Origin of the sequence: Martinezella lusitana, from assembly GCF_900094565.1 — a bacterium.
GTDB classification, from domain to species: Bacteria; Pseudomonadota; Alphaproteobacteria; order Rhizobiales; family Rhizobiaceae; genus Rhizobium; species Rhizobium lusitanum.
Window position 1 is genome coordinate 36,118 of record NZ_FMAF01000039.1, and the last position, 10,272, is coordinate 46,389.

Below are 10,272 nucleotides of genomic sequence, written 5' to 3' on the forward strand. Positions count from 1 at the left end.
AGGTGGTAACATGAGCGAGACCTTGGCCCAGCAGGCCTATAAGGACCTAAAGCAGCGCATTCTGGAAGGCACGATCAAGACCGGCGATCTACTGACCGAGCGGACGCTCGCAATCGAATCCGGCATTTCCCGCACACCGCTTCGCGCCGCCATTTCGCGGCTTCAGAAAGAGGGCGTCGTCTCGCGGCTCACCAACGGCACGTTGATGGTCCTGCCCGTGACCGTGGAGCAACTGCTGGAGATCGTCCAGGTCCGCCGGCTGATGGAAGGGGCCGCTGCCGCCCGAGCGGCGGAACGGCCGATGACGACCGCGCTCAATCAATCTCGGCAGATCATGCAGGCCTATGTCGAAGGAAAAGATGTGGCTTTCGATAGTTTCTGGATGGACGACGACGCTTTCCACGAAGCCGTTGCTGAAGCGGCGGATCTGCATCTTCTGCCCGCCATGCTGAGGGAGATGCGCAGCATCGCCCGCCGATGCACTATCACCCGCACCCATGATCGCTTTGCAGAGCAGGCCGCTGAACATATCGCGGTGATCGACGCCATCGAAGCGCGAGATCCCGCCGCCGCCGTCGCTGCGATGGAAGCGCATTTCGACAGCGTACGCAGCCGGTTTCTGGGGTGGCTCGCCCGGCCCTAGAGCGTTCGTTGCGAAACTGCGATGCGCTTTCCCGATGGAGGCACCGCTTTTCGCATTTATCCATTCCGGACGGTTGTCCGTTTTCGTCTCGATCATGAGACGCTAATGCCGAAGTTGAGTAATGCCAGATGCATGAGTTTGCCGAATTCAAAGGCTACGAGGCGGCTTTCCCTGAGGACGAGTTCAAGCAGCGGCAGAACCGTGCCCGCGCAGCCATCGGGCTGGCCGGATACGAAGCGCTCATCGTCACCATCCCTGAAAATATTTATTGGCTGACCGGCCGTCAGACAGCGGGTTATTTTGCCTTTCAGGCGCTGATCATGCCGGTGGAGGGCGAGCTGACGATGCTGGTCCGGCAGTTGGAACTGGCCGGATCGATCGCCAACACCTGGATTGACGACATTGTTGCATACCAGGATGGAGAGGATCCGGCCTCCGCCCTCGCACAGCTTTTGCAGGAACGGGGGATCGCGCGGCCCGCAATCGAGCTTGCAGGCTGGTTCCTTTCGCCGATGCTTGCACAACGGATCGCTGCGCAGACCGGCGTCGAAGCCATGCCTGATGGCTCCGCCATTCTTCCTCCGCTCAGAGTGGTGAAGTCGCCTGCCGAACTTGCGGCCATCAGACTGGCCGCCAGCTATGCTCAGAAAGGGCTTATCGCCGGCATTTCAGCTTGCCGGGCCGGCACGGATGAGAACGCCATCGCTGCCGCCATGCTGGATGCTGCGACAAAGGCCGGGTCCGAGGTGATGGCGATGGAACCGCTGGTATCCTCGGGGCGGCGCAGCGGTCTGCCCCACATGACATGGCGCCGTCGTCGGCTCGAAGACGGCGACCCCGTCTTTCTCGAACTGGCTGGAAGCCATGCCCGCTATCATGCCGCGCTGATGCGCACGGTCTGGATAGGTGAGCCGGCGGTCGAAGCCCGGCGGATGATGGATTGTTCGCTTATGGCGCTCGACACGGCTCTCCGCGAGATCAGGCCGGGCATTCCCTGCTCTGTGCCGCACGAGGCCGCCCAGCGAGTGATCGATGCGGCGGGCTACACGGCGGCCTTCCGCAAGCGCATCGGCTATTCCATGGGCATCGCCTTTGCGCCGGATTGGGGCGAGGGCGGCATACTCAGCCTATTTTCCGGGGTCGAGCGCATCATCGAGCCCGGGATGGTGTTCCATTTGCCGGCGACCCTGCGCAGCTACGGCGTCTGGACCGTCGGCGCTTCCGAGACGGTCATCGTAACCGAGAATGGCACCGAACTGCTATCCGACCTGCCTCGTGATCTGATCGTCCGATGAAATCTGTTTCCAATCTCTCAAACCTGATATCGCAAAGGACTAACATGCGTTCGCTTTTCCATCTCGCCTATCATGTGACCGATCTTGACCAGTCCCGTCAGTTTTATGGCGGCGTTCTCGGTTGTGAAGAGGGACGGTCGACCGATACCTGGGTGGACTTCGATTTCTTCGGCCACCAGATCTCGCTGCATCTCGGCAAGCCTTTCGAAGTCGCCCGCACCGGCAAGGTCGGCGATCATATGGTAATGATGCCGCATCTCGGCGTCGTCCTGCCGCTGGACGACTGGTTTGCCCTGTCGAAGCGTCTGCAGGACGCAGGCATCGCGTTCGACATTCCGCCGGTCGTGCGGTTCGAGGGCGAGCCGGGCGAGCAGCGCACGATGTTCTTCTTCGACCCGAGCGGCAATCCGATCGAGGTCAAGGGCTTCAAGGATTTCGACGGCGTCTTCGCGCACTAACTGAAAACCGGCGGCTGTCGGCCGCCGGCTTTCTACTATTGCGATTTCACGCAGGCATTCGCCCGCAATTCACCACCACTGGCTGGGGGAGCGTGTCAGAAGCTCGTTGCCATCCTTGCCGATGATGAGAATATCTTCGTAGAAGGCCGCTCCCACGCCATCGAGGGAGAGGAAGGCTTCGACGCCGAACACCATGTTCTCTTCGACGGTATCTTCCGGAAGCGACATCACGGTGGAAATGCGCGGCTGCTCGAAGCCAAGCCCGATGCCGTGGCCGTAGAAGGGAAAGTTCTTCATGATCGGCGATACCGAACCTCCGAAGGCCGCCGTCAGCCGATCCCCCTCTGCGGCAACGTCCAGAAGCTTCGCTCCGGGGCGCACCATATCGGAAAGCCGATGCACGATGTCGGCGGCCGCTTCGATCAGCCGCTTCTGGTCGGCCGTCGGCTTGCCCCGAACGCCAGTCCGGCCGGGATCGAGATAGTAGCCCTGGTAGAACGCCCCGTGGAGCGTTCCGGTGACGATATCGCCGGGCTTCGGCTTATCGGCGCTGTATCCCGTCAGCGGAAAGCGCTGGTCGAAGCCGAGCGTTTCCCCATGATTGGTGCCTATCATCTGCAGCCTTCCGCCACGCCGTACCACTTCCCGGGCGGCCTCGCCGGCGGCTTCCCGCTCGGAAAGGCCGCTGATCAGCCCTTCCATCAGGCGGTTCAGGCCGACCGTCGCGGTTTCACCGCCGATGCGGTAGCAATCCTGCTCGCGGGGGCTCTTGATCCGCCGCACCGACCGGACGAGGTCGTCGGCCGGGATCCATTGAATATCCGGTGCTTCCTCAAGAAGCTGCTGGTAGAACTTCACGGGAATGAATTGCGTGCCGACCAGCGCCACGCGCCCGGTGATTCCCCTTTCGTTCAGCGCCTTTGCGACGCTGCGGAACGGATGATTGGAACAGCGCGCATCGGAAATAAAAACGAGATCGGTGCGGACCTCGGGCTCATCGATGTGAAGCTGCGGCTCTCTGCCCTGCTGGAAGATGATTCCCGAGAAGGAGCGTGCCGACCAGATCAGCGAGTCCAGGCCGCCGCTGATGGCATAATGGTTAGAGAGATAAAGGACGTCGCCGCAATTGTCCGTGGTGCCGCCGCCGCGGCCGAAAACGACGGCGGTCTCAAACCCGCGCAACCGCATTTCCTGGAGAACCTTTTCCCAGCGGTTCTCATATTCTTCCTGCGGAAAATAGCGGGTCATTCTCGTCTCCTGAAGGCCTCGATCGAAGCGGAAACAATTGCCGCATCCGAGAGGGAAGATGGATCGTCACGGGGTCGGCGGATCGGTCATTTCGGGTTCCCGTATTGGACGAAAATTTCGGTACACCAATCGTGTTCCGAGGTCAACGTAGATGCATCTGCGCCTGCTCACAAAAGTGATTCTGATTAAAAAATCATCATCTGCTGAGAAATTGCAGCCGATATTGATTATTATATTGCCATAAATAACTGAAATTAAAGCTTGAATTCCAGTGGTATACTGAATAGGATTTTTTGATGAACGCGGCACTCGAGGCCGAAAACTCGTCTGGGCGCCAAGGCATCGACTGGCTTGGGCATCAACGGATACGGAAAGAATGACTGTAAGTTCAGACACGGTGCCCGCGAGCCACGGCCGCGGGTATCAGATGAAAGCGGGGCAGGTGGCCGTCATCACCAACCTCTATGGAAATCAGGTGGTGGACACCTGGGCCTTGGGAGTCGCCGACGCCGGCGAGTTCACCTCCATGGATCACACCCGCTCGGTGAACAGCAGCATCTATTTCGAAAAGGGGATGGCTGTCGTCAGTAATCGCCGGCGGCCGATGATGACGCTGATCGACGACAGCGCTTCGCTGCGTCACGACACCTTGCTCTGCCCCTGCAATGCGGAACTCTATCAACAGCTCGGCTGCGATGGCTATCACCGTAGCTGCTCCGACAATTTTCACGAGGCGCTCTCGGAAAAGGCTGAGGATCTGCCGTTCACGCCCGCCTCGCTCAATCTCTTCATGAACGTCCCGGTTCATGCCGACGGGAGCCTGGAGCGCCACGCGCCGGCATCGAAGGCAGGCGATTTCGTGGCGCTTCGTGCTGAGATGGACCTGGTTCTGGTGCTGTCGGCCTGCCCGCAGGATATCACCGTGATTAACGGCGATGACCGCACGCCGCAGGACGTGACAATCCGGTTTGTCACGGATTATCCGGAGGTCTCCGCATGACCCCGCCGCTTCTGGCTCTCAAGGACATCAGGAAGAGTTTTGGCGAAAACGAAGTCCTGAAGGGTGTCTCGCTTGAAGTCCAGCCCGGCGAGGTGGTGTCGATCATCGGCGCCAGCGGTTCCGGCAAGAGTACCTTCCTGCGCTCAATCAACGGCCTCGAAATGCCGCAGTCCGGCTTCCTGAAATTCGAGGAGCTGTCCTTCGATTTTCACGCGGAATCCCGCTTTCTGCCGACGCCGGCGCAGATGCAGTCGCTTCGGAAGCGGGTCGGTATGGTCTTCCAGAGCTATAACCTCTGGCCGCACATGACGGTTCTGGAGAATGTCATCCATGCGCCCATGAAACTGCTGAAGCTGCCGAAGGCGCAGGCGATCGAAGAGGCCGGGGCGCTTCTGTCGCGCATCGGCCTCTATGAAAAGCGCGACAGTTATCCGACCCGGCTTTCCGGCGGACAACAGCAGCGCGTGGCGATCGTACGGGCGCTTGCCATGAAGCCCCGGCTGATGCTGTTCGATGAGGTGACCTCGGCGCTCGATCCCGAGCTCGTCCATGAAGTGCTGGTTCTGATGGCCTCGCTCGCATCGGAAGGCATGACCATGTTGCTGGTGACGCACGAGATTGCTTTTGCCCGCGACGTATCTTCACGCGTTCTGTTCTTCGACAAGGGCGTGATGGCCGAATCTGGCGCGCCCGAGATCTTACGCAACCCCCAGAGCGACCGGTTGCGGCAATTCCTCCACCGTATTCTGCACGACGGGCTGGCCTATGGCGCCGCGGCAGCCAAGACTGCCTAGGGAGCATGATCATGCCGACGAATTTTCTGACGGATGTCAGCCTGTACGGCCCCGGCTTCTTGGTGGCGTCCTGGACCGTGCTCTGGCTGACGATCCTCACCATCGTCGTCAGCTGGATTTCGGGCCTCCTTGCGGCCCTCGGCCAGAGGTCTAGTTGGCGCGGGGTCCGCGCTGTCGCTGCCTTCTACATCTGGTTCATTCGGGGCACGCCGACGATCATCCAGGTCTTCATCGTCTATTTCGGCTTTCCGCAGATTGGCATCAGGCTTTCGCCGTTTACGGCAGGCGTTCTGGCGCTCGGCATCAACAGCGGCGCCTATGTCGCGGAAATCATCCGCAGCGGCCTGTCGGCGATCCCGCGCGGGCAGATGGAATCGGCCCTTGCGATCGGCTTCAGCCACGCAGCCACGATGCGCAGCATCATCCTGCCGCAGGTGTTCCGCATCGTGCTCCCGTCGCTGACGAACGAGGCGATCTCGACGCTGAAGAACACCTCGCTCTTGTCGACCATTACCGTCGTCGAACTGACGCTTTATGCGCAGACGCTGATCGCAATGACCTTCCGTCCGTTCGACTTCTATATCGCCGTCGCCGTGATCTATCTGCTCCTGACGACGATCTTCACGCAGCTCGCAGCCTGGCTGGAGCGCCGCTACGCGGTGCACAGCTGAACCGATTGACCCTATTCCTCGCGCGTCCTGCCCGAAGAAACTGAACTCCTGCCGCTTCGGCGACAGGGCATCTCGAACAAAAATGAAAAGGGAACAGACATGAAACGTCAGATAATCGCCTTTGCTTTTGCCGTCGCCGCTGCCTTTGCCACCAGCCAGGCGCCGGCCTCCGCCGCCGGCCTCGAACTGCTGCAGCCCGGCAAGCTGCTCGTCGCAACCGAAGGCACCTTCCCGCCTTTCAGCATGCGCGCAGCCGATGGAAGCCTGGACGGGCTTGAGATCCGCGTGATGAAGGAAGTCGCCAAACGCCTCGGCCTCGAATACACACCCGTCATCATCAAATGGGAATCGCTGCTGATCGGGCTTCAGGCAGATCAATACGACATAACAAGCGATGCCATGGACATCACGCCCCCGCGTCAGAAACAGGTCGTCTTTGCCGACGGCTGGCTGGAATCCGGGGGTGTCGTCGTCGTTCCGAACAACTCCTCCATCAAGACCCCGGACGATCTGAAGGGCAAGACCGTCGGCGCGCTGGCCTCCTCGACCTTTACCAAGCTCGCCCAGGACAGGGGCGCCAATGTGAAGGATTACAAGGCCGAGACGGATGGTATCCAGGATCTAGTCAACGGCAATATCGATGCCGAAATCACCGATGCGATCGGTGCCGGTTACATGATCAAGTCAGCGAACATGCCGCTTCATGTTCTTCCTCAATTCGTCAGCCATATCCAGAAGGGCTTTGCGGTCAAAAAGGGCAAGCCGGAGCTGGTCAAGGCCGTCAACAAGGCTCTCGCCGACATGATTGCGGATGGCACCTATGCCAAGCTCACCACCGATCTGGTCGGCTTCAATCCCGCCCCAAAAGATCCCATCAGAAGCATTCAGCAGTGAGTGCTCGCCTCACTCACCGTGGCAAACGTCCTGCCACGGCGAGCTTCGTACATGGACCAAGGTTGCTAACACCATCTGCGGACGCCCATCGTTCTCCGATGAGGCTCTCGGTCTTGCCGGATTTGAATTGGCGCTTTCGTAAGAGCCTAGCGTTTATGGCGCCACCGAACGCTTGCCGCCGCGAGTTCACGGGTGGAGATCGCTCTCATAGCCAAACTCTTTGCCGGGCATCTAAGTGATTGAAACAACTCTATCCGTCGGAGCGACGCTGGTTCGATCCCCATCAAGAGCAACCCAAATGTTGCAGGCGTGAGGTAAACCCAGCTAGCGCCGGCTGGGTAAGGCGTAATCACGACGATGCCCGCAACGCCTTTCGCACTTTCCGTGAGAGCTCATCGACAGTCGCCATCATTCGGTTCACCTGTGACAGCGTGGACATGAGCTCTGGGACATGGCTGATGACGTGATACTCGGTGCTTTCAGAGAGCGTTGCCAGGTGCGCCATCGTACGCTTGCGCAGGACAAGGCCAGCTTCAGACGCCAAACGCGCCCGCTCGCCGAGGTCGTGCCGAAAACCGCGGATCGTTGCGGGGTCCACACCTTTGGCGAGCAAGAATGCATTCAGATAAAGCTCCATCGCATGAAGCGCCAGAAGACGCCGTGGTGCCTCGTTGGGCTTGGACGAGCCCTGGCCAAGCTTGTTGGCTGCGTCTTGGTACTGCATCGCCAAATTTAGAATGCCACGTACGCCTGCTGCTTTACCAGGATATGCAGGTCCATTGCATGGTTTCTGCCGGTGCTTCTCCGCAACGCGGATAAGATCCTTCAGCATCGTCCGCAACTCGGGCCACGGTGCATCTTCGAACTTCAGGCTGGGATCGTGCATGACGATGAGGCAATGGAGCTTCGCGGTGACTTCGGTCAGCGACGAGGGCCGTGTGATCCACATGACACGTCCGGATATACCGGCTTGTTCCACGAGCTCCCGTTCCAGAGCGACTGCGGCACTGTATCCCAAACGCCGATCCGCTTCTTTCCATCGTTTCCGGCGCCATCGAAGCTCGGCTCGGGCCTGAGACAGGTGTTCGGCATCGAGCTGAGAGGCCATTCGATTGATGTCGGCAAAAGAGTGAACCTCGACGGTGCCATCGTTTCCGACATTCCGCAGCATCGCGACCGGGAGACCACCGGCCTCTTCGAGCAATTGCTTTTCCAGTTTTTCTCTAAGACGGGTGGCTCTCACGCGCTGCTGGTGGCGCGCATACCAGCGAGGCCACATTTCTCTGACGGGCGTCGGGCCTGGCTCTGTTCGCGGACCGTCAGGATCTTCGATGCGAGAGTTCAGTAAGCGTGAAGCGACGGAGAGGAGATTTCTTCGGTCGATGGTGTACGGGATGTTTCCACGCCGTCCGGTGGATGACTTTATTTTTCCGCAGGCAACTGCAGGCAAAGTTCTGCTATTCTCAGAATCAGCCATGATCCAAGCTCCAGATAGCTAGATTGTGGTTAGGCTGGCCGAGGTGGTGCAAACACCAAGGCCAGCCGACAGCAGCTTAGGAGGGTACAGTTGCCGGTGCAACTGAGCAAGATAAATCACAACAGGGTTGTGAAATGAACGCCATTCAGTGCAAACTAGCCCGTATAGCATTAGGCTGGGGAGTTCGAGAACTTGCGCAGGCAGCAAATGTTTCAACCCAGACAATAAGTCGGTTGGAACGAGGAGAACAATTACGAAATGGCACTGTGGACGGCATAAGGCAGGTGTTGGAAGATGCTGGTATAGAATTCATTCTGGAAGACGGCGATGGCTATGGAATCCGGATCAAGAAGCCGCAATTGCCGCCATCATAGATAACTGACTGTCCCCTTTGCGAGTTTTTGATCTTGCAGGCTGATCAGCTTCATTTTGACAACTATATGTTGTATATCTTGACTGTTTATCTCCGTCCGTTGTCCTAGGACCGAGGACGCTAAGCATTAGCTTTGCTCAAATATCAAAGCCGAAGGCAAATTCTCTGGTGCCGGGGCCAACATGCCTTGGATTTCGACACTTCCATCACCAGGCACCAATGCCGAGGGCGAGCGGAAATTGGAGCGGACTATTAACAAAATATGCATGGCGAAGGCGGCATTTCAACGTTGGCTATATCGATCGTCAGCAAGATTGCATGGTGGGCACGGAATCTGGCGTCTGCTCTTGAGGTCGAGAGGACGATCTCCACTAATTAAGGGCGCTTATCTAAGGTCGTTTGTTATTTAAAAAAAGTGCCACTTGCTTAAATAGTGGATGGAAATCATACTAAGCATATGTCTGTTTCCAGTCCTAACCCGCGCCTCGGCCATTTTGTCAAAACATCAGCAGCAAGCGAGACAGTGCGGGCGTTTGTGCCTCCGCCATTGCCGCCCGAGCCACCCATCGATGTGCTTTCGCTACTGGAGCGCCTCAGTGTGGCCGAGCGTGCGCTCGGCCGTCTGGATGGTATCACAATGCTGCTCCCGCGCCAGGAGCTGTTCCTTTACATGTATGTGAGAAAAGAAGCAGTTCTTTCCTCGCAGATTGAGGGGACACAGTCGACGCTTTCGGATCTTTTGCGATTTGAAACCGAAGCTCAAGCGGGGCAACCGGTCGATGATATTCGTGAGGTTTCCAACTACGTTGATGCGATGATGTACGGTTTGGAGCGTTTGGAAACGCTGCCAATGTCATTGCGCCTGATCCGAGAGATGCACGCACGACTGCTTCAAAGCGGGCGGGGGGGCACCAAAGATCCCGGAGAATTTCGGCGCTCACAGAATTGGATTGGAGGCACACGACCCGGTAATGCGCTCTTTGTGCCGCCACCCGTGACGGAAATGGCGAGCTGCCTGGATGCGTTCGAGCGCTTTATGCACGATGATCGATCCCGGTTACCGGCATTGATCAAAGCCGGCCTACTACATGTCCAGTTCGAAACGATCCATCCATTTCTCGATGGCAATGGCCGTATAGGTCGCTTGCTTGTGACCTTGTACCTTTGCATGAACGGCGTTCTACGCAAACCACTGCTATACCTCAGTCTTTACCTCAAGGCCCATCGAAGGGAATATTATCGATTACTACAAGAGGTCCGTGAACATGGAAACTGGGAGGCTTGGCTAGACTTCTTCCTGACAGGTGTAGCCGACACCGCCAACCAAGCATCTGAAGCTGCCACTCGGATTGTCGGTCTTTTCAAGGAGGACAGGGAGAAAATCACAACCGAGAGCGATAGAGCCGGATCGGCCCTTCG

General features: G+C 58.3%; 11 protein-coding genes. 9 read left to right on the plus strand and 2 right to left on the minus strand.

Going from position 1 to position 10,272, the window contains the following annotated elements; translation table 11 throughout:
• The first annotated feature begins 10 nt into the window (after positions 1-10).
• From GA0061101_RS34945 to GA0061101_RS34955, 3 genes are all read left to right on the plus strand, one after another.
• Positions 11-643 (plus strand): GntR family transcriptional regulator, encoded by a 633-nt coding sequence (locus GA0061101_RS34945; RefSeq protein WP_092577074.1) that lies wholly within the window; start codon positions 11-13, stop codon positions 641-643.
• Between the two features lie 128 nt (positions 644-771).
• Positions 772-1,938 (plus strand): M24 family metallopeptidase, encoded by a 1,167-nt coding sequence (locus GA0061101_RS34950; RefSeq protein ID WP_092577078.1) that lies wholly within the window; start codon positions 772-774, stop codon positions 1,936-1,938.
• A 44-nt stretch (positions 1,939-1,982) separates the two neighbouring features.
• Positions 1,983-2,396 carry a VOC family protein gene (locus GA0061101_RS34955; RefSeq protein WP_037197880.1) on the plus strand — a complete coding sequence of 138 codons (414 nt, stop codon included), beginning with the start codon at positions 1,983-1,985 and terminating at the stop codon, positions 2,394-2,396.
• Positions 2,397-2,465: 69 nt separating this feature from the next.
• On the opposite strand, the gene GA0061101_RS34960 is transcribed toward GA0061101_RS34955, so the two are convergent.
• Entirely contained in the window at positions 2,466-3,644 is a 1,179-nt protein-coding gene (locus GA0061101_RS34960; protein WP_037197879.1) for a M24 family metallopeptidase, read from the minus strand.
• A gap of 376 nt (positions 3,645-4,020) precedes the next feature.
• Here GA0061101_RS34960 and GA0061101_RS34965 point away from each other — a divergent pair, with 376 nt between their 5' ends.
• From GA0061101_RS34965 to GA0061101_RS34980, 4 genes are all read left to right on the plus strand, one after another.
• Positions 4,021-4,644, plus strand: coding sequence for a DUF1989 domain-containing protein (locus tag GA0061101_RS34965; RefSeq protein ID WP_037197878.1), 624 nt, complete (start codon positions 4,021-4,023; stop codon positions 4,642-4,644).
• Entirely contained in the window at positions 4,641-5,438 is a 798-nt protein-coding gene (locus GA0061101_RS34970) for an amino acid ABC transporter ATP-binding protein (RefSeq protein ID WP_037197876.1), read from the plus strand. The genes GA0061101_RS34965 and GA0061101_RS34970 overlap by 4 nt, the downstream gene beginning before the upstream one ends.
• Before the next feature lie 11 nt (positions 5,439-5,449).
• A complete protein-coding gene (locus tag GA0061101_RS34975; protein WP_037197874.1) occupies positions 5,450-6,109 on the plus strand; it encodes an amino acid ABC transporter permease in 660 nt (219 codons plus the stop codon).
• Between the two features lie 99 nt (positions 6,110-6,208).
• Positions 6,209-7,003 (plus strand): transporter substrate-binding domain-containing protein, encoded by a 795-nt coding sequence (locus GA0061101_RS34980; protein ID WP_092577081.1) that lies wholly within the window; start codon positions 6,209-6,211, stop codon positions 7,001-7,003.
• 349 nt (positions 7,004-7,352) lie between these two features.
• Here GA0061101_RS34980 and GA0061101_RS34985 read toward each other — a convergent pair whose 3' ends face one another.
• Positions 7,353-8,480 (minus strand): hypothetical protein, encoded by a 1,128-nt coding sequence (locus GA0061101_RS34985; RefSeq protein WP_245297643.1) that lies wholly within the window; start codon positions 8,478-8,480, stop codon positions 7,353-7,355.
• 134 nt (positions 8,481-8,614) lie between these two features.
• Between GA0061101_RS34985 and GA0061101_RS34990 the strand changes: the two genes are divergently transcribed.
• The gene (locus GA0061101_RS34990) at positions 8,615-8,854 is read left to right on the plus strand and encodes a helix-turn-helix domain-containing protein (protein ID WP_081938754.1); all 240 of its coding nucleotides are present in this window, start codon (positions 8,615-8,617) and stop codon (positions 8,852-8,854) included.
• A gap of 456 nt (positions 8,855-9,310) precedes the next feature.
• Positions 9,311-10,272, plus strand: a 962-nt coding sequence (locus GA0061101_RS34995; protein WP_092577084.1) for a Fic family protein, incomplete at its 3' end; no start/stop codon positions are given.